General features: G+C 70.3%; 18 protein-coding genes. 7 read left to right on the top strand and 11 right to left on the bottom strand.

The genetic code is table 11. The annotated features are described in order from the left end of the window. Window positions 1-221: 221 nt before the first annotated feature. On the bottom strand, window positions 222-890 hold the full coding sequence (locus tag WH85_RS24595; protein WP_045744350.1) for a response regulator: 669 nt from the start codon (window positions 888-890) through the stop codon (window positions 222-224). Beyond that, window positions 887-2,158 (bottom strand): ATP-binding protein, encoded by a 1,272-nt coding sequence (locus WH85_RS24590; protein ID WP_045744349.1) that lies wholly within the window; start codon window positions 2,156-2,158, stop codon window positions 887-889. Before WH85_RS24590 ends, WH85_RS24595 begins: the two co-directional genes overlap by 4 nt. 134 nt (window positions 2,159-2,292) lie before the next feature. On the opposite strand from WH85_RS24590, the gene WH85_RS24585 reads away from it, so the two are divergent. From WH85_RS24585 to WH85_RS24575, 3 genes are read left to right on the top strand one after another with little or no spacing between them, the layout of a single operon-like run. Further along, window positions 2,293-3,609: a PspC domain-containing protein gene (locus WH85_RS24585; RefSeq protein ID WP_045744348.1), complete on the top strand. Its 1,317-nt coding sequence runs from the start codon at window positions 2,293-2,295 to the stop codon at window positions 3,607-3,609. After that, the gene (locus WH85_RS24580; protein ID WP_045744347.1) at window positions 3,606-3,944 is read left to right on the top strand and encodes a phage holin family protein; all 339 of its coding nucleotides are present in this window, start codon (window positions 3,606-3,608) and stop codon (window positions 3,942-3,944) included. The genes WH85_RS24585 and WH85_RS24580 overlap by 4 nt, the downstream gene beginning before the upstream one ends. A gap of 59 nt (window positions 3,945-4,003) precedes the next feature. Beyond that, the gene (locus tag WH85_RS24575; RefSeq protein WP_045744346.1) at window positions 4,004-5,263 is read left to right on the top strand and encodes a phosphatidylserine decarboxylase; all 1,260 of its coding nucleotides are present in this window, start codon (window positions 4,004-4,006) and stop codon (window positions 5,261-5,263) included. Between the two features lie 1,668 nt (window positions 5,264-6,931). Here WH85_RS24575 and WH85_RS24570 read toward each other — a convergent pair. The 5 genes from WH85_RS24570 to WH85_RS24550 form a co-directional block, all read right to left on the bottom strand. Next, entirely contained in the window at window positions 6,932-7,819 is an 888-nt protein-coding gene (locus WH85_RS24570) for a CDP-alcohol phosphatidyltransferase family protein (RefSeq protein ID WP_045744385.1), read from the bottom strand. 251 nt (window positions 7,820-8,070) lie between these two features. Further along, a complete protein-coding gene (locus WH85_RS24565; RefSeq protein ID WP_083449232.1) occupies window positions 8,071-8,994 on the bottom strand; it encodes an NUDIX hydrolase in 924 nt (307 codons plus the stop codon). Between the two features lie 20 nt (window positions 8,995-9,014). Further along, complete coding sequence (locus WH85_RS24560) at window positions 9,015-9,962, bottom strand: NUDIX hydrolase (protein WP_045744345.1); 948 nt, start codon at window positions 9,960-9,962, stop codon at window positions 9,015-9,017. Window positions 9,963-10,093: 131 nt separating this feature from the next. Further along, window positions 10,094-11,641 (bottom strand): glutamine-hydrolyzing GMP synthase, encoded by a 1,548-nt coding sequence (gene guaA, locus WH85_RS24555; protein WP_045744344.1) that lies wholly within the window; start codon window positions 11,639-11,641, stop codon window positions 10,094-10,096. 83 nt (window positions 11,642-11,724) lie between these two features. Next, on the bottom strand, window positions 11,725-13,539 hold the full coding sequence (locus WH85_RS24550; protein ID WP_169792485.1) for a S8 family serine peptidase: 1,815 nt from the start codon (window positions 13,537-13,539) through the stop codon (window positions 11,725-11,727). 148 nt (window positions 13,540-13,687) lie between these two features. On the opposite strand from WH85_RS24550, the gene WH85_RS24545 reads away from it, so the two are divergent. Both WH85_RS24545 and WH85_RS24540 read left to right on the top strand, forming a co-directional pair. Further along, a complete protein-coding gene (locus WH85_RS24545; RefSeq protein WP_045744342.1) occupies window positions 13,688-14,779 on the top strand; it encodes an LCP family protein in 1,092 nt (363 codons plus the stop codon). Window positions 14,780-14,788: 9 nt separating this feature from the next. Further along, a complete protein-coding gene (locus WH85_RS24540; RefSeq protein ID WP_045744341.1) occupies window positions 14,789-16,201 on the top strand; it encodes a M1 family metallopeptidase in 1,413 nt (470 codons plus the stop codon). A 125-nt stretch (window positions 16,202-16,326) separates the two neighbouring features. Here the strand turns inward: WH85_RS24540 and WH85_RS24535 are convergent, their stop codons facing one another. Continuing rightward, on the bottom strand, window positions 16,327-17,445 hold the full coding sequence (locus WH85_RS24535; protein ID WP_045744340.1) for a GuaB3 family IMP dehydrogenase-related protein: 1,119 nt from the start codon (window positions 17,443-17,445) through the stop codon (window positions 16,327-16,329). Between the two features lie 15 nt (window positions 17,446-17,460). Then, window positions 17,461-18,948 carry an IMP dehydrogenase gene (gene guaB, locus WH85_RS24530; protein ID WP_045744339.1) on the bottom strand — a complete coding sequence of 496 codons (1,488 nt, stop codon included), beginning with the start codon at window positions 18,946-18,948 and terminating at the stop codon, window positions 17,461-17,463. A 120-nt stretch (window positions 18,949-19,068) separates the two neighbouring features. Between guaB and WH85_RS24525 the strand changes: the two genes are divergently transcribed. Further along, window positions 19,069-19,464 (top strand): DUF5319 domain-containing protein, encoded by a 396-nt coding sequence (locus WH85_RS24525; RefSeq protein ID WP_045744338.1) that lies wholly within the window; start codon window positions 19,069-19,071, stop codon window positions 19,462-19,464. Between the two features lie 219 nt (window positions 19,465-19,683). On the opposite strand, the gene WH85_RS24520 is transcribed toward WH85_RS24525, so the two are convergent. Then, entirely contained in the window at window positions 19,684-20,526 is an 843-nt protein-coding gene (locus tag WH85_RS24520) for a response regulator transcription factor (protein ID WP_045744337.1), read from the bottom strand. Window positions 20,527-20,757: 231 nt separating this feature from the next. Between WH85_RS24520 and WH85_RS24515 the strand changes: the two genes are divergently transcribed. Then, window positions 20,758-21,144 carry a WhiB family transcriptional regulator gene (locus tag WH85_RS24515; protein ID WP_045744336.1) on the top strand — a complete coding sequence of 129 codons (387 nt, stop codon included), beginning with the start codon at window positions 20,758-20,760 and terminating at the stop codon, window positions 21,142-21,144. A 159-nt stretch (window positions 21,145-21,303) separates the two neighbouring features. On the opposite strand, the gene WH85_RS24510 is transcribed toward WH85_RS24515, so the two are convergent. Next, window positions 21,304-22,908 carry a molybdopterin-dependent oxidoreductase gene (locus tag WH85_RS24510; RefSeq protein WP_045744335.1) on the bottom strand — a complete coding sequence of 535 codons (1,605 nt, stop codon included), beginning with the start codon at window positions 22,906-22,908 and terminating at the stop codon, window positions 21,304-21,306. Window positions 22,909-22,938: the final 30 nt, after the last annotated feature.

Here is a 22,938-nt window from a genome sequence, read left to right as displayed (position 1 = left end):
TCACGAGGGGTTGTGTGAGTAGCTGCCACTGTGACACAGAGGCACGGAAACCAAAGAGCGCCGTTATCAAGCCGATATTAGCCGTTTACGTCCGTACGCAAGCCGGAAGATCGTCCATCGGTCAGATCCGACCCCTCTGAGCTGCGGGTACTCCCCTGGGTGTCCATTCGGGTACAGTACGCCGCCGAAACGATCGAAACTGGTGAACGTTTGGTTGACCTTCAGACCAGACGCCGGTCAGCGGCCCATCGTGACAGCTCGTAACGGTTACTCATCTGCAGCTTCCGCAATACGTTGGAAACGTGCGTCTCCACCGTCTTGATCGAGATGAACAGCTCCTTGGCGATCTCCTTGTACGCATAACCCCTGGCCAGGAGCCTCAGGACCTCGCGCTCCCGATTGGTCAACTGGTCCAGTTCGGGGTCGGCCACCGGCACGTCCGGCCGGGAGGCGAACGCGTCCAGCACGAACCCGGCCAGCCGGGGGCTGAACACCGCGTCGCCGTCCGCCACCCGGCGTACCGCGGCGGCCAGCTCGTCCGGCGAGATGGTCTTCGTCACGTACCCCCGGGCACCGGCCCGGATCAGGCCGATCACGTCCTCCGCCGCGTCCGACACCGACAGGGCCAGGAACCGCACCTGGGGATGGGTGCGCCGGACCTGCTCCAGCACCGCGCGGCCACCACCGTCCGGCATGTGCACGTCCAGCAGGACCACATCCGGCTGGATGGTCGCGATCCGGCTGACCGCCTCGGCCACCGTGCTCGCCTCGCCCACCACGTCGACATGCGCCCCCAGCTCCGCGCGCACCCCGGCACGGAACATGGCGTGGTCGTCGACCAGGAAGACACTCAGCCGGCGGGCCGCGGGCTCGATCATGGGCTCGGTCATCGTGCTGACTCCTTACCGGCGGTCACGCTCTCCCGCGAAACGGGGAGCATGAGCCGCACCTCCGTTCCGTCGCCCGGCGCACTGCGGATCTCCGCCCGGCCGCCGTGGCGTTGCATGCGCCCGATGATCGACCCCCGGACGCCGTGCCGCGAATCCGCCACCCCACCCAGGTCGAAACCCGCACCCCGGTCCCGGACGAAGACACTCAGCTCGTCCTGCTCGACCTCGGCGTACAGGGAGACGGTCTGCACCCCGGCGTGCCGCGCGGCGTTGACCAGAGCCTCCCGGCCGGCCGCGACCAGCGCCGCGACCCGCTCGTCGCACTGGGTGTCGCCGACCACCACGGTCTCCACCGAGATCGCGTAGGTGTCCTCCACCTCGGCCGCGGCCTGCTCCAGCGCGGCGGCGAACCGCTCGCTCGGCGAGGCGGCCGGCTTGTAGAGCCAGTTGCGGAGGCTGCGCTCCTGGCCCCGGGCCAGCCGCTGCACCTCCTTGATGTCGGCCGAGTTGCGCTGGATCAGCGCCAGGGTGTGCAGCACCTGGTCGTGGATCATGGCGGCCAGCTCGGCCCGCTCCTGCTCCCGGATCCGGCCCTCACGCTCGGCGCGCAGCTGCCCGAAGGTGCGCCAGGCCAGCGGAGCCACCACCACGCCGACCCCGAGCAGGCCGACGAACGCGAAGATCACGCCGTTCAGGACCGCCGAGAGGGAGTCGCCGGGCGCGTAGACCGCGACCAGGCCGATGATGCCGACGGCGACCAGGATGCCGCCGCCGACGAACCGGAAGAGGAACGAACGCCGGTCGGTCTCCGCCACGATCGCGGCCAGCCAGGGCGCCGGGGCGGTCAGGCCGTCGGCGAGCTGATCACGGCGGCTCGGGTCGGACTGGTGCCAGATCACGCCGGCCCCGACGGTGATCACCGCGACCATCCAGCCGGCGGTGGTGGCGACCTGGTCGTCGAAGACCAGGGCCTGCAGCAGGACGACGCCGAGGCCGATCGCGGCGAACGGGATCAGGGCGGCGAAGTCGCGACGGGCCGGCTGCTCGTCGGCACGGGCCTCCTGCGGCAGCACGGCCCAGAAGGCGGCGTACAACAGAAGGCCCAGCGCGTTGAAACCCAGAAGGACCACCAGGGCGATCCGCACGGCCAGCACCGGCACGCCGAGATGACGCGCCAGGCCGGCGGCGACGCCCGCGACGATCCGGTGGTCGCGCGGCCGGAACAACCGGCGCGTCGGGGCCGTGGTCGGCGTGGCTGTGGTGGTCACCCTCCGATCGTCACACGTGCCGCCCCACCCGGCCACGGGTAAGTACCCGGGGAAACCGGGACCGGATATCTCAGGGTGGCCTCAGGGTCGGTTCCGGAAGCGACTCGGGTGGCCCGGCCAGCAGGATCGAAGGCATGAACGACGAAGCTGCCGAACCCCGCGGACCTTCCACGCCGGGCGCCGGTCCGCAGGACGGGCCGGCGCCGTCGACCGAACGGACCGAACAGTTCACCAACGTCCCGCCCTGGGTGGCGCAGGCCCATGCCGCCTTCACCCGCCAGCAGCTGGTCCGCCCCCGCGAGGGGCGTTACGTGGCCGGCGTCTGCGGCGCCCTGGCCCGGGCCACCAACACCGACCCGGTGCTCTGGCGGGTCCTGCTCGCCGTGCTCGGCATCCTGGGCGGCACCGGCGTCCTGCTCTACCTGATCGGCTGGCTGATCATCGCGTCCGAGGGCGACACCGCCTCGCCGATCGAGTCGCTGCTCGGCAAGGGCCACTCCGGCATGACCCCGCTGTCGGTGGTCCTGCTCGGCGGCGCCGCCCTGCTGACCTTCGCCTTCATCGTCAACTCGGGGGCGCGGGCCAGCATGCTCGCCGCCGCGGTGATCGTCGGCGCGTTCCTGCTGATCAAACGAGGCGGTGCCACCACGCCTGCGCCGGCGCCGGTCCCGCCCGCCACGGACACGACCGAGGAACCGCCGGTTCCGCCCCGTTACGAGCCGCCTACGTTCACTCCTTCGAGCGAGGGTGTCCGCCCGCCGTTCGCCCCGCACGGGCCGTACGCGAGCTCTCAGCCCCCCTACTCGCCGCCTCCCGCGGCGCCCCGCCCGCCGAAGACGCCGAAGCCTCCCAAGGAGCGCTCGATCCTCGGCCGTCTGACGTTCTTCGCGGTCGTCATGGTGATGGGTGTGCTCGCCGCGGCCGACATGGCCGGCGCCGGCGTCGCGGTCTCCGCCTACTTCGCGGCCGCCCTGGTCACCATCGGACTCGGCCTGCTGGTCGGCGCCTGGTTCGGCCGGGCCCGCGGGCTGATCTTCCTGGCCCTGCTCACCACCATCGGCCTGGTGGTCTCCACCGGCACCGAACGCTGGGGCGCCGAGTTCCGCGACAGCGTCGTCCACCCGGCGAGCCTGGCCGAGGTCGCCGACCGCTACGAGTTCACCTTCGGCAACGTCACGCTCGACCTGCGCGACGTCGACTTCGCCGGCGCCGAGCAGAACACCGCGATCGACATGAAGGTCGGCCAGCTGCGGGTGCTGCTCCCGCCGGAGGTCGACACCACCGTCGACGTCCAGGTCGGCGGCGGCCGGACCTTCCTGTTCGGCAACGAGTGGAACGGCTCCGAGTCCGAGACCCGCAGCGTCACCGACCTCGGCACCGAGGGCGCCGGCGGCGGCAGACTCACCCTCGGCCTGCACCTCGACACTGGAAACCTGGAGGTGACCCGATGAGGGCACACCGCACCGACGGCGTCTCGCTGACCTTCGCTCTGATCTTCCTGGGCGTCGCCGCATGGTGGGCGGTCTCCCAGGTGGTCACCGTGCACCTGCCCGCGGTGGGCTGGATCGTCGCGGGCGGCCTGATCCTTTTCGGCGTGATCGGACTCCTCGGGGCGATCCGCTCAGGTCGCCGCGACCAGCCCGTCCCGGAACCGGTCGTGGCCCGCGCCGAAACCCCCGGCGACCTCCCGCCCGAGATGCACGCCTCGATCGTCCAGGAACTCCTCGACGACCCGTCCGACCGCTTCGCCAAGGACCACCCCGGCGACCATCAGCGCAAGGAATGAACGTGCCACTGCCCCGCCCACCGGGAAACAACCGGCGGGCGGGGCAATATGCTCGCGGAATGACCCCGTTTCCCGCCGTGTCCTCCACATCCGTTCCCGGCGTGGGCGCCCGGGCCGCCCGTGTCCTGACCGCCGAGTTCGCCCGGCAGAACGCGGCCACGTCCGCCCTGCTGGTGGGCGCCGACCACGCCTCAGCCGTGGTCGCCGCCGCCGTCGAGGCGCTGCTCCCCGGCGACACGCTCACCCTGGTCCCCGGCGAGCACAGCAGCGCCGAACTCCTCCGCGGCCACATCACCGGCCTCGGCAGCTGGGTCGCCGATCGGGTGAAGGTCGTCGACGCCCTCGACGAGGCGCAGCCCGCCGACGTCGTGATCGTCGCCGAGCCGCTGACCGGCACCGCCGACGAGACCCGCACCCTGCTCGACCGGCTCGGCAAATACCTGGCCGACGGCGCGGTCCTCTCCGTCGCCGCGCCCGCGACGCCCGGCCGCACCGGTGGCGCCGCCGCCGAACTGTTCCGGCAGGGCGCCCTCTTCGGCGTCGGCTCCGACCTGGTGGTCCGCAACCAGCCGCCGCTGCGGGTGCACAAGCTGCGCTTCACCCCGGCCGAGGTGTCCACAGCGGCGACCCTCGCCCCCGCCTACCGGCCGTCCAGCGTGCCGGTGACCCGCACCATGCACATCGACTCCAACGGCGTCGCCGCCGCCGGCATCGCACTCGGCCTGGCCGCGCTGGCCCGCCGCGCCCGGCCCAAGTCCAAGCTGTGGCTGGTCCCGGCGCTGCTGTCCGCCCCGGTCGCGCTCTTCTTCCGCGACCCGGAACGCGACGTCCCGACCGACCCGACGACGATCATCTCCTCCGCCGACGGCAAGGTCCTCTCCGTCGAGCGCATGCACGACGAGCGCTTCGGCCCCGGCGAGTTCCTGCGCATCGCGGTCTTCCTCTCCGTCTTCGACGTGCACGTCAACCGCGCCCCGGTGGCCGGGCGCGTCGCCGACTACTTCGTCGAGGAGGGCGGCTACGCCAACGCCGCGACCGCCGCGGCCGAACACAACGTGGCCGCCTACACGGTCCTGGACACCGACCACGGCACCGTCGCGGTCGTCCAGCGCACCGGCCTGATCGCCCGCCGCATCGTCCAGCGCACCCCCGTCGGCACCCTGCTGGCCAAGGGCGAGCGCTACGGCCTGATCCGCTTCGGCTCCCGCACCGACGTCTACCTGCCGGCCGACAAGGCCGAGGCCCTGGTGAGCGTCAACGAGCGCGTAGTCGGCGGCTCCACGGTGATCGCCCGCTGGAAGACCGATCGGTCTAGCTGACCTTTTTCGGTCACGCTCTTTCTGGGGTACGACCTGGCCCCAGCACCGTGGCTCCACGCGGTCTCCCCGGTGGTCCGGCCTTTGCCGCGACCGCCGGGCTGAGATCGGTGGTCCACCACCACCCGCATCACTTTTCGCAGACCTACACCAGTCGGCCGGCTTGCTTGGCTGGCTGGCTGGCTTGCTCACTGGCTGGCTTGCTGGCTTGCTGGCTGGCTTGCTGGCTTGCTGGCTTGCTCACTGGCTGGCTGGCTGGAACGATGATCGCCCCGCACCACCCCGTGACGTCCCGTGACGCTCTGCTGACGTCGCGCATGGGCATGGGCATGGGCATGGGCATCGATCGAGCAGACAGCAATGGACGACGGCTCAACCAACCCGACCCCACCACGGCCCACCTGTCGAAGCGGCACCAGCCCTGGACCACGGCGGACACCCCCCGATGCCGCTCAGCTTAAGTTGATCAACGCCGTGGCCGGTGACCATGCGATCCCCTTCGCCGCGGCGACTCGTCGGCCGTTGACGGCGGCGATGGCGATGGCGGTCGCATCAGCGCAGCTCAACTCAGCTGTTTGTCGCAGCGTGGGGTCATGTCCGTGATCAACTTAAGCTGGGTGGCGCGGCGCGACCGTCGGCCGTCGCTCACGGTCGTTTTCGGCGCGCGGAAGGACCACAGCTGACGGCCGGACCGGTCGAGCCGTCGACTACGGCTGCTCGGTAGGACGGAAACCAGCCGTGAGCGACGGCTCGAGGGCACCCAGCCGTCGCCCACGGTCGTATTCGGCGCGCGGAAGGACCACAGCTGACGGCCAAGCCGGTCGAGCCGTCGACTACGGCTGCTCGGCAGAGCGGAAACCAGCCGTGAACGACGGCTCAAGGACACCCAGCCGTCGCCCACGGTCGTATTCGGCCCATGGGCGGACCGCGACCGACGGCCGAGCCGACCGGAACGTCACCGAACCCATTCCGATCTCGGTGACGGCCCGGTAAGGCCGCGCGTTGCTGAACGGCGCCGACGCACCGGGGCGACCGGAGACGGCGCCCGGCAGACATGATCACAGCCGCGGCGAAGTCGATGGGCAGACCCATGATCAACTAAAGCGGACAACCCCCAGCCGTCGGTGGTGGCAGCGAGACGTCGCGAGAGCGGAACGAAGCCGGCGGCCCGCAAGCCGAGCCGTCGATGACCGCTGAACTGCGCCTCCCGAACAGGCATAGACGACGGCCCGACCAACCCCAGCCGTCGAATACGGCCCGACCAACCCAGCCGCCGAACACGGCCTACCCGCGCTCCGAACGACCGTCAACCGCGGCCGACACCTCCGAGCCGTCGCAGGCGGCTCGATCACACCTCGCGAACAGCCGTGAACAACGGCTCAACCGACCCGGCCGTCCGCCACGACCCACCCCGTCGAGGCGACAGCAACCATGAGGCACGGCCGCCGATAGTGGTTGCGTGACGTCGTAAGAGAGGACCGTGAGCGACGGCTCGGGGGTCTGACATACATCCGAACCGCTTCGATTCTGGACGGCTCCGTTACAGCGGCAAGTGATCGACCGGAACCTCTTCGACGAAGCGCCAGCCAGGTGCGAAACCAGGCGTCCGGGCGGAAAGCGCGCGCAGGGGCCGCCCCCGAAACGGGACGGCCCCTGCGCGGAGTCGGGTGGTCAGACGCGCTTGGCGCGCATCCACAGGATCGGGCCGCTGACCAGGTAGACCGCGACGATCAGCACGAACGTCATGCGGGGCTGGAGCAGCGCGCCCACGATCGGGAGCAGCCACAGCCACGGCGGCAGCTTCAGCAGCCGGGCCAGTTTCGCGTAGGGGAAGCTCGACACCATCGCGAAGGCCAGCAGCGTCACGCCGCCCAGCATCACCATGCCGGGCAGGGGCAGACCGATCAGCACGGTCAGGGCCAGCACCGCCGCGGCCATCGTCGTCGGGACGCCGCAGAAGAACCGGCCGTCCTTCGGCGAGACGTTGAAGCGGGCCAGGCGGATCGCCGCGCAGCCCGCGACGAGGGCGCTGGCGATCGCCGCCGCGTACTGCGGGACGGAGCCGGCCAGCGACGCGTAGACGACCACCGGGGCGGCCAGGCCGAACGAGCACATGTCGGCCAGCGAGTCCATCTGGGCGCCGAACGGGCTGGAGACGCCGAGTTTGCGGGCCAGCGCGCCGTCGAGGCCGTCGAAGGCGACGCAGGCGACCAGGCAGGCGGCCGCGATGCGGGCGTTGCCGTCCATGGCCAGGAAGATCGCCATCAGGCCGAGGCCGAGGCTGCTCAGGGTGCACGCGTTGACCAGGGCGAACGAGACACGACGGGACATCGTGTGCTCGCCCGGGAGTAGCGGGATGGAGGCCCCGTCGTCGGCGACGGTGGGCGTTTCCATGGGGATGCCGGGCGCGGAGACGTGCGGCCGCACGTGCTGTTCGGGACCGGTGTAGAGCACCTCGGCCCGCGTCGCCGTGGCGGCACGGCCACCCGTGTCGGCGACGCTGCGGCGGCCCACCCGAACAAGCAGGGCCTGGCGCGCGAGCGTCCCACTGCGGCGCAGACGGCCAGCCCAACGACGCCCTGCGGGACGGGGACTATCCGTCGTACGCCGGCGCCAAGGGGTTCTCGGCACGTGCTTCCTCCATGGTGTTCGGTTGTTCCGTCGGCACCGTCGCGGGTTCCGGCGAAATTGCGGGTTACACCATCGCACAGCCGGACGGCCTTGGCGAGAGGGCGAACAGTGGTGGAACTCCACCCCTGCAGCCGCCGCGCAGACCGGCGGATGTCGCCTCGAGCCTTCCGTAGACGATTTTAACCCGTTCGGCGCAAAGCTTCCCGGCTCAGCTCGGTGAGCGGCAGTGTGGCGACCTCCGCGGGGGTGAGCCAGGCGGCTTCCGCGGTCGATCCGCCGGCCGCCTCGGTGACCGTGGCGGCGGTCGGTGCGTCGACCGTGACCTGGTAGAACGCGCGGATCACATGCCAGTCCATCGGTACGCCCTCGGGGCCGAGGGCGGCCGGGTCGTAGCGGTGGGACACGCCGAGAAGTCCGGTGATCCGGCCGTGTTGGGACGTCTCTTCATAGAGCTCGCGGGCGAGGGCGGTCTCCGGGGTCTCGCCGAAGTCGGTGCCGCCGCCGGGGAGGTGCCACTGTCCTGCGCCCGGGTAACCGTCGGCGATGCGGGTCAGCAGGATCCGGCCGGCCGGGTCGGTGGCCAGGGCGTACGCCCCGAACCGCTGGACCGGCCCGTCCGGGCGGGTGACGTCGACCGGCCCGTCCGGGCGGGTGACGTCGACCGGCCCGTCGAGCTCCAGGGCCGGGTCGTCGAACCGGACGCCGAGGACACCGGCGGTGAAGCGCAGCAGCGGCCGGGTGGCCACCTGCTCCGGGTCCGCCCATTCGGCGATGTCGCTGGTGCCGTCGAGTTCCGGCCGCAGGTCGCCGCCGGTCACCGCGACGTCGTAGATGATCCGGTCGGTGTGTTCGACCGAGTCGTCGGGCAGCCGGGTCAGGTCGGAGAGGACGGCGCGCAGGCCGGTCACCCGGACGGCGAGACCGGTCTCCTCGGTGAATTCCCGGACGATGGTGTCGTCCGGGTTCTCACCGTGATCAATGCCACCGCCGGGCAGTGACCACACTCCGGGAAACGCGGCCGCCTCCGAGGCTCGGGTGATGAGCACCCGGCCGTCGGACGAGCGGCAGACGCCGTACGCCGCAGCCCTTCTCCTGATCTTCACCAAGCCGAGAATAGTCGCGTCTAGATCAGCCGCGCGGCCCGCAGCGCATCGGCTGTCACCTCGGTCAGCTGGTCGGCGGCGAGTTCGGCGACCTCCTTGAGCGGCATCCACCGGGCCTCGTCGGTCGAGCCGCCCACGTCGTGGATGGTCACCTCGGTGGGGGCGTCGACGACGACCCGGTAGAACGCCCGTACGCCGTGCCAGTCGATCGGGTAGCCCTCGGGGCCGAGGGATGCCGCGTCGCGGTGGCTGGCCACGCCGAGCAGTTCGATCAGCCGACCCTGCTGGCCGGTCTCCTCGACCAGTTCGCGGATCAGGGCCGCGCCGGGCTGCTCGCCGTAGTCGGTGCCGCCGCCGGGCAGGTGCCAGCAGCCGGCTCCGGGGTATCCGGGGGAGATCCGGGTGAGGAGCAGGTTCTCGTACGGGTCGGTGGCGATGGCGTACGCCGCGAACCGCTGCGACCGGTGCAGACCGTCCGGCCCCTGGTAGGCGTAGAAGGACGGGAAGTCCGGCGCTTCTTCGGGCCGCAGGTCGGCCGAGGCGGCGGACAGTCCGAGGGCGGCCGCCGTGAACGGGCGCAGCCGCAGCCTCTCGGCCTCTTCGAGGGTGTGCCAGCGGGCGAGGTCGGTCGGGTGCCCGACCCGGTCGATCAGGTTGCCGCCGCGGACGGACACCGAGTAGATGAGACGGTCGGTGTGGATGGTCACGCCGCGGTGCGGCAGGGAGCGCATGTCCGCCAGGACGTCATGCAGCCCGGAGACTGCGACGGAGAGCCCGGTCTCCGCCGCGGTCTCGCGGACGACGGTGTGGTTGGGATCTTCGCCGTGATCAACGGCGCCGCCGGGCAGCGACCAGACTCCGGGGGTGCCGGATTTGGACGAGGCCCGGACCAGGAGGACGCGGCCGGCGTCGTCGCGGGCGACGGCGTAGGCGGCGATCCTGCGGAGCGGTTCCAGTGCGGGGGTCACGGGCAGGCATTCTGCCCGGATTATGTTAACTCTCGAGAACTTCTGTCGGGTTCCTGACAGTGGGATAGCGGACTGTAACTGCAGCTCAGGGCGATTTTACCCGCCCTGAGCTATTGATCCACTACTGACCGTCACTCCCACTCGATGGTGCCCGGGGGCTTGCTCGTGACGTCCAGAACGACCCTGTTGATCTCCCGAACCTCGTTGGTGATGCGGTTCGAGATGGTGGCGATCACGTCGTACGGCAAGCGGGACCAGTCGGCCGTCATGGCGTCCTCACTGGAGACCGGGCGCAGCACCACCGGGTGCCCGTAGGTCCGGCCGTCGCCCTGCACCCCGACACTGCGCACGTCGGCGAGCAGCACCACCGGGAACTGCCAGACGTCCCGGTCGAGACCCGCCGCGGTCAGCTCCTCGCGGGCGATCAGGTCGGCCTGGCGCAGGATGTCCAGCCGCTCCCGGTCCACCGCGCCGATGATGCGGATCGCCAGGCCCGGACCCGGGAACGGGTGCCGCTGCACGATCTCGTCGGGCAGGCCGAGCTCCTTGCCGATCGCGCGGACCTCGTCCTTGAACAGGGTGCGCAGCGGCTCGATCAGGGAGAACTGCAGGTCGTCGGGGAGACCGCCGACGTTGTGGTGCGACTTGATGTTGGCCGTGCCGGTGCCGCCACCGGACTCCACCACGTCCGGGTAGAGGGTGCCCTGCACCAGGAACTCGATGTGCCGCTCGGCGTCCAGCTCGCGGGCCGCGGCCTCGAACGTCCGGATGAACTCGCGGCCGATGATCTTGCGCTTCTGCTCCGGGTCGGTGACGCCGGCCAGGTGACCGAGGAACTGCTCCTCCGCGTCCACCACCACGAGCCGCACGCCGGTGGAGGCGACGTAGTCCTTCTCCACCTGCTCGTGCTCACCGGCACGCAGCAGGCCGTGGTCGACGAAGACACAGGTCAGCTGGTCGCCGATGGCCTTCTGCACCAGGGCCGCGGCGACCGCCGAGTCGACGCCGCCGGAGAGCGCGCAGAGGACCTGCTTGTCGCCGACCTTCTCGCGGATCAGGGCGACCTGGTCCTCGATGATGTTGCCGGGCGTCCAGGTCGGCTCGAGACCCGCGATGTCGTACAGGAAACGCTTGAGCATCTCCTGGCCCTGCTCGGTGTGCGCCACCTCGGGGTGGAACTGCACGCCGGCGCGCTTGGCGGTGAGGTCCTCGAAGGCGGCGACCGGGGCGCCCGGGGTCGACGCGGTGACCGCGAAGCCCTGCGGGGCGACCGCGACGCTGTCGCCGTGGCTCATCCAGACCGGCAGGTCGGCGGGCAGGTCACGCAGCAGAGTGCCGCCCTGAGCGGCCAGAACGGTCCGGCCGTACTCCCGGTAGCCGGTCTGGGCGACGGTGCCGCCGAGCGCCTGGGCCATCGCCTGGAAGCCGTAACAGATGCCGAAGACCGGGACCTCGTTGTCGAACAGGGCCGGGTCGAGCGTCGGAGCACCGGGCTCGTAGACGCTGGACGGGCCACCGGACAGGATGATCGCGGCGGGGTTCTTGGCCAGCATCTCGGCCACCGGCATCGAGTGCGGGACGATTTCGGAGTAGACGCGGGCCTCACGGACCCGACGGGCGATCAACTGAGCGTATTGGGCGCCGAAGTCGACGACGAGAACGGGACGCGGTGTACTCACCCGGCGAGTTTACCGGCGGCGATGAGGCCGGGATGCGATGAGGGGACGGCCCGTACGGACCGCCCCCTCGTGATCACGCTAGGTCAGGCGCGTTTGTACGTCCGCGTGGCGGTGTACTTGACATTGCCCGCTTTGTCGTACGCCCGGACCCGGACCTTCATCGTCTTCTTCTGCTTGGCGACCTTGAAGGAGAGCGAGTAGCTCGCCTTCGTGGTGGTCGCCACGACCTTGCCGTTCACCATGAGCTGGACCTTGGCGATGCCGTTGGCGTCGCTGGCCTTGCCCTTGACCGTGACGGTGCCCTTGACCTTGGCCTTGTTGGCCGGGGCCTTGGTGACCGTGACGGTCGGCACCTTGTTGTCGGCGATCACGGTCCGGACCGCGCTCCAGCGGATGTTGCCCGCCTTGTCGGTGTACCGAACCTGGATCTTGATGGCGCCGTTCCGCTTGGCCGTGTTCAGCTTCGGCTGGAAGGGCGAGGTGTAGTCCCAGCTGTGCCACTTGCCGTCGACGTAGAGGTCGACGTTGCGAATCCCCGACCAGGCGTCCTTCAGTCCGGTGGTGGAGACCGCGACGGTGCCGTGCACCTTCGCGTTCGCCGCCGGGGAGAAGGAGGTGAAGGTCGGCGCCGTGGTGTCGTTGCCCTTGGCCAGCGCGGCCTTGGCGTCGACCAGGCCGTACTTCACCCAGCTGCCGATCGGCTTGGCCGACTGGGTGATCGCGTTGCCGAGGCTCCAGCCCGCGTACTTCGGGTTCTTGGAGGCCACCAGCGCGGCGATGCCGGAGACCAGCGGCGCCGAGAACGAGGTGCCCTGCACCTTGTAGTTCCCGTCCTTGCGGCACGAGGCCGGGCTGCTGGTCGTGTCGTAGCAGTACGTCGCGTCGTTGTACATACCGGCGGTGATGGCCGGCGCGGCGACGTCCACCCAGCTGCTGCCGTAGCTGGAGAAGCTGACCCGCGAGTTGGTGCCGGTCCGGGTGTTGGTGCCACCCACGGCCAGCACGTCGGCGTACGCCGCCGGGTACTGCTTCACGGTGTTGCCCTCGTTGCCCGCGGCGGCCACGACGAGCGCGCCCTTGCCGTTGGCGTACGCGATGGCGTCCTTCAGCACCGGGTCCGATGCCGGACCACCGAGCGAGAGGTTGATGATCTTCGCGTTCTGCTTGGTCGCGTAGATGACGCCCTCGGCGATGTCGGTGTAGTGGCCGGAGCCACCCGAGCCGAGCACCTTCACCGGCAGGATCTCGCACTGCGCGCAGACGCCCGCCATGCCGGAGCCGTTGTTCGGCGCGGCGGCGATCAGCGACGCGACGACCGTGCCGTGCGGGAAGACCCCGTCGTCACTCGCGTCGTCGTCGTAGTTGTAGAAGTCGCGCCCGGGCAGGACCTTGCCCGCCAGGTCACCCACCGAGCTGACGCCGGTGTCCACCACGGCCACCCTGATCTTCGCGCCGGTCGTGGTGTCCCACGCGGCCGGCACGTTGACCTGGCCGAGTTCCCTCTGGTTGCCGGCCGTGTAGAGCGGGTCGTTCGGCGTCACGGCGGACGCCGTGGCGACCGGGTCGATGCGGACGGAGGCCACGGCCGGGTCGCTGCGCAGCGCCGCCATGACGGCCGACGCCTTGTTGCCGGGCACCTCGATCGACTTCGCGCGTACCTCGGCGAGGAGCTTGCGGGCGAACGAGCCGCCCTTGGCGTCCGCGCTTGCCAGCCCCAGACGAGACAGGCTCGGCAGTGTCGCCTCCGCGTCGACACCGGCGCTGAGACTCACCACCAGGCGTACCGGCTCGGCCCGGCCCTCGGCCGCGGACGCGACGGACACGGGAGCGAAACTCACTCCGGCGAGCAGCGATGCAGCGGCGACGCCGACGACAGCACGCCGGTTGGAAGATTTCATACCTTGAATGCCTCCCCGTAGCGACGGTCGCGTACCGACGCGTCGCCGGGACAAGGTACCAGCGATCTCACCACTGGCAATATCGGCCATTCAGCGGGGTCTAATTCGTCGTTGAGCCGCCGTGCGTGTGCCGACTACTGTTCGCGATATGCGGAACAGCAAGATCACCTGGGCGGTGGTCATCGGCGCGTCCCTCGCGTTGCTGATCGGCGTGGGCGTCGCCATCGCGGTCAACCGTGGCGCCGAGCCGGCCGCCGCGCCGGCCGGCACCACGGCCTCGTCCGCACCCGCCGCCGCGCCGACGTCACCGGCCCCGTCGGCGGGCGCGGACATCAAGGGTCCGCTCGACCTGCTGCTCGTCGGCGTCGACACCCGGGTCAGCATCCCGGACTGGGACCCGCACGCCGACGCGATCATGCTGCTGCACGTGGACGCCGGCCTGGAGAAGGCCTACCTCTACTCGCTGCCCCGCGACCTGCGCGTCGACATCCCGGCCTACAGCAAATCCGGGTTCGGCGGCGGCCGCCACAAGATCACCGAGGCGATGAGCCGCGGCGCCCGGATCAAAGGCACCGACAAGAAGAGCGTCGAGCAGGGATATGAGCTGCTCAGCAAGACCGTCAGCGGCTACACCGGGATCAAGACGTTCCAGGGCGGCGCCATCCTGAACTTCGGGGGCATGGCGAAACTCGTCGACCAGCTCGGCGGCGTCGACATCACCCTCGACCGCAAGGTGAAGTCACGGCACCGCAAACCGGACGGCACGATGCGGCCGCTGGCCTCCGGCGGCGGCGACTACACCGGACCTCAGGCCGTCTATCCGACCGGCAGGCAGCACCTGGTCGGCTGGCAGGCGATCGACCTGGCCCGCCAGCGGTACGGCCTGCCGAACGGTGACTACGACCGCCAGCACCACCAGCGGCAGCTGGTCGAGGCCATCCTCGGCAAGGCACTGTCCGGCGGCTTCGACGACTCGGCGAAACTGGGCGACGTCGTCGACGCGCTCGGCAAGTCCCTGGTCTACGTCGGCGGGCGTACCCCGTTCGAGTACGCGTACGCCCTCCGGGGCCTGACCCCCGAGAAGATCACCATGGTGGATCTGCCCGGCTCCGGTGTCGGCAACGGCAGCGGCTACCTGGGCGAACAGCTCACCAGCGAGGGCAAGGGATTCATCAAGGCACTGGCCAAGGGGCAGGCCGCGAAGTACCTCGACGCCCATCCCAAGCTGATCGATAAGTAACCTTCAGACATGAGGCGACGGGCTGGGCTGGTACTCGTTCTCCTGCTGGCCGGAGGCTCGGCCGGGTGTTCGGCCGACGAGAAGGAAACGCCGCCGGAGCCGTCCGCGGCGAACTTCCAGCCCGGCGCGGACGGCGCCGGCGACCCGTACTTCCCGAAGTACGGCAACGGCGGCTACGACGTCGCCGGCTACGACCTGGACCTGCGCTACGAGCCGGCCACCGGCAAGCTGAGCGGCACCGCCACCATCACCGCCACCGCGACCCAGGACCTGTCCCGCTTCAACTTCGACCTGTCCCATCTGACCAGCAACGCGGTCACCGTCGACGGGGCCGCCGCCACCGCCGTCGCCGAGGGCACCGAGCTGGTGATCACCCCGGCCACCGGCATCCGGTCCGGCCGGGCGTTCACCGTCGTGGTCGCCTACGCGGGACAGCCCGGCCAGCTGGAGAACAAGACCCTCGGCAACGGCGGCTGGTTCCGGACCACGGACGGCGCGATCGCTCTCGGACAGCCGGAGTCCGCCAGCACGTGGTACCCGGTCAACGACCACCCCTCCGACAAGGCCACCTTCCGCCTCGCCATGGAGGTGCCGGACGGCCTCGAGGTGATCAGTAACGGCGTGCCGGGCACCCGGGAGACCGTCGACGGCTGGACCACCTGGCGGTGGACCGAGAACGCGCCGATGGCCAGTTATCTCTCCACCGTCGTGATCGGGCGGTACCGGATCGCCACGACCACCCACAATGACCTGCCGATGGTCACCGCGATCCCCGAGTCACTGCCCGCCGACGGCGCCGCGGCCCGGTCCCTGGCCCGCACCGGCGAGATCACCGACTACCTGGCGACACAGTTCGGGCCCTACCCGTTCGCCGCCAACGGCGGTGTCGTCGTCGACGAGGACGAGATCCGCTACGCCCTGGAGACCCAGGCCCGGCCGGTCTACGGCGACACCTTCTTCAGCGGGGGCGTCAACACCGGCGTGGTCGCGCACGAACTGGCACACCAATGGTTCGGCGACAGCGTGGCGATCAGCCGCTGGCAGGACATCTGGCTCAACGAGGGGTTCGCCACCTACGCCGAGTGGCTGTGGTCCGAGCACGACGGCCAGGACACCGCACAGGAGCTGTTCGACCAGAACTACAAGGCGTTCAACTGGGCCGAACCACCCGGCGACCCCGGACCCAACCGGATCTTCGGCGACGCGGTCTACCAGCGCGGCGGGATGACCGTGCACGCGCTGCGCCGCACCATCGGCGACGACGAGTTCTTCCCGCTGATCAAGGCGTGGGCCGCCGACCACAAGGACGGCAACGTCACCACCGACCAGTTCATCGAGGCGGCCGAGAAGGCCTCCGGACGCGATCTCGGCACGTTCTTCCAGGACTGGCTCTTCAGCGCCGAACGTCCCCCGCTCCCCTAGACCCTTCTTCATCGGTACGCGTAAAGCGCCCCCGTCCCCGGTGCCACCACGGTGCGTCCTGTCACGCGTACGAGAAAAGGAGAAGCGACGGACCCGAAGGCCCGTCGCTCAGCTCTCCCCGCAGCTCATCGGTCCAGCACGAGCGCGACTTTCTGGAATTCCTTGACGTCGCGGTAACCGCACTTGGCCATCGCCCGGCGCAGTCCGCCGAACAGGTTGAGCTGGCCGTCGGCGCGGGCCGCGGGACCGTAGAGGACCTCGTCGAGCGTGCCGTCCGGCTCGCCCGCGATGCAGAAGCCACCGCGCGGCAGGTCCGGGTGGCTGGCCGACGAGTGCCACCACGCGCCGCCCGCCGGAGCGCCCTCGGCCAGCGACAGCGGCTCGCCGAGCATCACCGCGTCGGCGCCGCAGCCGATCGCCTTGGCGATGTCGCCCGAGGTCGCGATGCCGCCGTCGGCGATCAGGTGCACGTAACGGCCACCGGTCTCGTCCAGGTAGTCGCGGCGCGCGGCCGCGGCGTCGGCGATCGCGGTCGCCATCGGCACCCGGATGCCCAGCACGGTGTCGGTGGTCGACCACTCGTCGGCGCCGACGCCCACGATCACGCCGGCCGCACCGGTACGCATCAGGTGCAGGGCCGTCTTGTAGTCGGTGCAACCGCCGACGATGACCGGCAGGTCGAGGTCGGCGATGAACTCCTTGAGGTTGAGCGGCTCGTCCGTCGTGGAGACGTGCTCCGCGGAGACCAGCGTGCCCTGGATGACCAGCAGGTCGACGCCCGCGTCCAGGATCACCGGGGCGAGGGCCAGGGTGTGCTGCGGCGACACCCGGACGGCCACGGTGACGCCGCCGGCGCGCATCTGCCGGACCCGCTCACCGATCAACTCCGGCCGGATCGGCTCGGCGTAGACCTCCTGCAGACGCTTGGTGGCGTCGGCGTCCTCGCCCAGCGAGGCGAGTTCCTCGAGGATCTTGGTGGGGTCCTCGTAGCGGGTCCACAGGCCCTCGGCGTTGAGCACGCCCAGGCCGCCGAGGCGGCCCAGCGCGATCGCGGACTCCGGGCTCATGGTCGCGTCCGACGGGTGCGCGACGCAGGGGATCTTGAAGGGGTACGCGTCGAGCTTCCACTCGGTCGACACGTCGTCGACGTCGCGGGTGCGACGGCTCGGAACGATGGCGATGTCGTCCAGGTGGTAGCCGCGCTGGGCGGTCTTGCCTAAGCCGATCTCCACGACGTCACGCATTGGACCTGTTCCTTATTAGCGGGAGTGGTAGTTGGGAGCCTCGACCGTCATCTGGATGTCGTGCGGGTGGCTCTCCTTGAGCCCGGCCGCGGTGATCCGGATGAGCTGTCCCCGCTCCTGCAGGTCGGGGATGGTCTCCGCGCCCACGTAGCCCATGGCCGCGCGCAGCCCGCCGATGAGCTGGTGCGCCACCCTGGACAGAGGACCACGATAGGGCACCTGACCCTCGACGCCCTCGGGGACCAGCTTGTCCTCGTTCACATCCTGCTGGAAGTAACGGTCCTTCGAGTACGACTTGGCCTGACCGCGGGACTGCATCGCGCCCAGCGAACCCATGCCACGGTACGACTTGTACTGCTTGCCGTTCAGGAAGATCAGCTCGCCGGGGCTCTCCTCGGAACCGGCCAGCAGGCTGCCGAGCATCACCGTGCTCGCGCCGGCCACGATCGCCTTGGCGATGTCACCGCTGTACTGGATGCCACCGTCGCCGATCACCGGGACGCCGGCCGGGGCACAGGCCCGGGCCGCCTCCATGATCGCGGTGATCTGCGGGACGCCGACACCCGCGACGATCCGGGTCGTGCAGATCGCGCCCGGGCCGACACCGACCTTGACCGCGTCGGCACCCGCCTCGACCAGTGCCTTGGCACCGGCGTACGTAGCGATGTTGCCGCCCACGATGTCGATCGTGGTGTCCTTCTTCAGACGGGCGACCATCTCCAGCACCGCGCGCTGGTGACCGTGCGCGGTGTCGACGATGACCACGTCCACACCGGCGTCGACCAGGGCCCGCGCCCGCTTGTAGGAGTCGTCGCCGACGCCCACCGCGGCCGCCACCCGGAGCCGGCCCTGCGCGTCCTTGGCGGCGTTCGGGTACTGCTCGCTCTTGGTGAAGTCCTTCACCGTGATCAGGCCACGCAGCCGGCCGCCGTCGTCGACGAGCGGAAGCTTCTCCACCTTGTGCTTGCTGAGCAGCGCGAGTGCCTGCTCCTTGGTCACCCCCACCGGGGCGGTGATCAGCGGGGTCTTCGTCATCACGTCACGCACCTTGGCGCTGTGATCGCTGACGAACCGCATGTCGCGGTTGGTGACGATGCCGACCAGCACGCCGGACGCGTCCACCACCGGGGCGCCGGAGATCCGGTAACGCCCGCAGAGCGCGTCCACCTGCTCGAGGGTGTCGTCCGGGCTGCACGTCACCGGGTTCGTGATCATGCCGGATTCGGAACGCTTCACCAGGTCGACCTGAGCCGCCTGGTCCTCGACCGAGAGGTTGCGGTGCAGCACGCCGATGCCGCCCTGCCGCGCCATGGCGATCGCCATCCGCGCCTCGGTGACCGTGTCCATGCCCGCGGAGAGCAGCGGGATGGAGAGCTCGACGTTGCGGGTCAGGCGCGTCACGGTGTTGACCCGGCTGGGAACGACATCCGACTCACCGGGCTGCAGCAGCACGTCGTCGAAGGTCAAACCGAGCGGAACGGTGCGGGCGCTGTCAGTTTCCACAAATCATCCCTAGAGAAGAGGCGGGGTCCCATCATCCTACCCAGCTGGAACGGGGCACCCAGGCGGCGGACAGAACGTGCGGGCCAGCACACCCGCTCGGGAGGTGAGTACGGTGTGAGGGTGCAAGATGAGCCGATCGACCCGTTCAACGGCGATCCCGCCGACCCGGCCGCCGGACTCGACGACCTCAACGAGGACGCCGAGAACGAACCGCTGACCGAGGACGAGCGGCAGGACGTCCTCGAGGACCTCTCCGACCTGGAGATCTACCAGGCGTTGCTGAGTCCGACCGGCATCCGCGGCCTGGTCATCGAGTGCGAGGACTGTCACGAGCCGCACTACTTCGACTGGGACCTGCTCCGCGGCAACCTGCGTCACCTACTGAGCAGTGGGCGGCCACGGGTGCACGAGCCGGCGTACGACCCGGACCCGGATCACTATGTGACCTGGGAGTATGCCCGCGGTTACGCCGACGGCGTCCACGACACCCTGACCGAGGGCACCGACGACGACTGACCGGTCCTGCCGGTGGTCGTCGTCCATCTGCCGTCCCGTCATCGGCTCCGTCGGGACGAATTTTCGCCAGATGACCTGATTTATCGTTTTTTATCGGTGCATGCCACCAACGACTGGCGTCCCGGATTCCAGGGTGAGAGTGGCTTGCGGGTGGGAACGCGAGCGGCGGCCACCGGAAGAACCGGTGACCGCCGCCCCCTCTCGACCCCCCGGGAGGAATCAGGCGACCAACCCCGCCCGGAACCCCGCCGCCACCGCGTGCGCCCGGTCGCGGGCGCCCAGTTTGCGGAACAGTCTCCGTGCGTGGGTCTTGACGGTGTCCTCCGAGACGAAAAGCTCCCGGCCGATCTCGGCGTTGCTCTTGCCGTCGGCCATGCCTCGCAGGACCTGCAGTTCACGCTCGGTGAGTGTGAGCCGCCGCCCGGCCGGTGCGGCATCGCCCATGCCGCCCTCGTTGCCCGGCCAGGCCACCATCGGCCGGCCGGTGGCCGGATCGATGGGTGCGTCGCCGCGCTGTGCCGGGACCATCGGTGAGTTGGGCAGCATCGCCGGCACCGCGGACGCGTTCGGCACTCCCATGCCGAGCCCGTCGCGGTACTGGCCGCGTGCGGCCGGTGAGTTGGTGTTGCGGACGCCGCCGGCCACGGTGGCCGGTTGTGCGTTGGCGCCGTTGATCGGCATGCCCTGCGGGCGTACCGGCAACAGCAACAGGAGCAGCGCCTTCGCGACGACGCTGACCAGGTCGTGCTCGACGCCACGGATGACTCCTCGGGCACCCGCGGCGACAGCCGCCGCGGCTACCCGAGGGTCTTCCGCACCGAAGAGCACCACTTGCGCCTGGGGGGCGCGGGCAAGTACGCGTCGGGTGAAACCGACGCTGTCGGGTCGGGTCACGGCGGTGTCGGCCAGGACCACTTCGGCGGGCCGTTCCGCCAGTCGGATCATGGCCTCGGTCTCGCTGACCGCTGTCCGGACGACGCCGGTCATGCCGAGCCGGGCCGCGGTGGACGCGACGGTCTGGGCCGCCAGCGGGGTTCGGACGCACACGAGGACGGTACGCACAGTGATCCTCCTTCTCTCTCAGAGGAGATCACGCGAGGGCCGCAGCATTACGCGCTTTAGATGGAAAAAACGGGAAAGATAGGTATGACTTGCCACCCCTTTGCGATACCGCTCACGAAGACATCGACATGGCGCGTGTGAGTCGGCGTCAACCTGGGTACAGCCGCCAAAGGCCTGACCCAGGCCCCTCATGAGGAACGCTCCGCGGTGCCGCGCGGGAGGAGGGTGTAGATGTCGAACGTTCGCAGACTGCCCGGCCCCATCGCCGATCTTTGGGACTGGCAACGACTCGGTATTTGCCGTGGCCGGGACAGCGCGCAGTTCTTCCACCCCGACGGCGAACGCGGGTCGTCCCGCAATCGCCGCGAGGTCAAGGCGAAGACCATGTGCGGTGCCTGCCCGGTCCGGGCCGAATGCGCCGCGCACGCCCTCGCGGTACGCGAGCCGTACGGTGTCTGGGGAGGTCTCAGCGAGTCGGAGCGGCTGCGGCTGCTCGCGGTCGGCTGGGAGGACCTGGCCGATCGTCACGGACGGGTCGACCTGCTCCGGCTCGAGGCTCGCCTCGGCCGGCCCCACAAGACGGCAGTTCCCGCGCAGCGGCAGGCCCCGGCGGCCTGACGCCGTCCGGAGCGCGGCATCACCACGCGACTGACGACACGGTCCTCCCCGGGGGGCCGTGTCGACTGGTTCCGCGGTTCTTCAACCGCATCGGTGGACATGCAACCCACCGTATGAGCGACTTGCGTTCTCGAGTCGGACCGAAAGTGCGGTTTCCGGCTACTCGACGTCGATGTTGACCTGATGCCACCCGGTGGCGCCGTCGGGCGCCGGTGGCGCGGTGTCGGCGGTCTGCACGGCACCGTCGAGATCGGTCGCCCGCACCCGGAGCGTGTGCGTCCCGGGAGTCGCCTGCCAGGTGTGCGTCCACTGCCGCCAGGTGTCGGCGGACACCGTCGGCGCGAGGGTGACGGTCTCCCAAGCCCCCTCGTCCACCTGCAGTTCGACCTTGGCGACCCCGCGGTGCTGCGCCCAGGCCACCCCGGCCACCGTGACCGCCCCGGCAGGCTTCGAGGCACCGTCCCGAGGACTGTCGATTCGTGACTGGGTCTTGATCGGGCCCTGCGCCGACCAGCCTCGCGGCACCCAGTAGGCATCGAAATCGGCAAATCTCGTCAGCTCGATCTCGGTGATCCACTTGCAGGCGGAGACGTACCCGTAGAGTCCGGGAACGATCATTCGGACCGGGAACCCGTGCGGCACCGGCAGCGCCTCACCGTTCATCCCGATCGCGAGCAGCGCGTCCCGCCCGTCCCGCAGCACGGAGGTCGGCGTGCCACAGGTCCAGCCGTCCGCCGATCGCTGCACGGCCTGATCCGCCTCGGGCAGCGGATCCGCCTCGTCGATCAGCGCCTTGATCGGCGTACCCAGCCACAGCGCGTTCCCGATGAGATCGCCACCCACCTCGTTCGATACACAGGCGATGGTCACGTGTCGCTCCACCATCGGGCGTTGCAACAGCTCCGCCCAGGTGATGGTGATCGGGTTACGGACCATCCCGTGGATCCGCAGCGTCCACGACGAGGGGTCCACCTGAGGGGTGACCAGCGCGGTGTCGATCCGGTAGAACTCCCGGTTCGGCGTCACCCAGGGCACCGCGCCGGAGACCTGGGCCGCGGCGGGCACGACCGGGGCGGGCTCCGCGGCCACCGGCAGCACCACCGACTGCCGGGCCGAGGTGACCGCGCGGCGCGAGCCGATCAGCCGTCCCGCGCCCCCGGCCGCCAGGGCCGCCACACCCGCGATCCCCAGACCTTTCAGAAACCGGCGGCGGCTCTCTCGGGGGTACGCGTGAACGGCCGTCCCGGCCCCCTCGTCCCGTCCCGCCTCCGCGGCGGGAGCGCCACCGCGGTCCGTGCCGCCGGCCGCCGCCGCACCCCGGTGCCCGCTCTCCGGCCGCCCGTCCGCCGCCGCCAGCAGGTAGCGCAGAACGGGGACCGCCAGACCGGCACCGATCAGGGCCGGTAGCGCCGCCGTGGCACCCGCGCCCGGCCGGGTCACCGCCGCCACCACGCCGGCCACCGCGAACAGCCCGATCCCGGCCACCGCCCACGGCCACCGGCGACGTCCGACAACGCCCAGCCCGTACGCGTAGCAGGCCAGCAGGATCGTCGTGCCCACCAGCAACGCGGTCTTGTCGTGCACCCCGAAGACCGCGATGCCGAAGTCCTTGACCGACGCCGGCACGTGATCGACCACCACCGCACCGACCGCGACCAGCGGGGACGAATCCGCCCCCGTGCCCGCCGCGACCGACTCGGCCGCGCCCAGCGCGACTGCGGCCGCCGCCACTCCGGCCAGGCCGGACCGTACCGTTGCCTTCACCTCACCATCCTGCCCCCGCACCGGGACCGG

The organism is Actinoplanes rectilineatus (assembly GCF_000962825.1).
In the GTDB taxonomy this organism is placed as follows: domain Bacteria; phylum Actinomycetota; class Actinomycetes; order Mycobacteriales; family Micromonosporaceae; genus Actinoplanes; species Actinoplanes rectilineatus.
The sequence above is the reverse complement of the archived record's forward strand: the minus strand, read 5'-3'. Positions and strand labels throughout refer to the sequence as shown.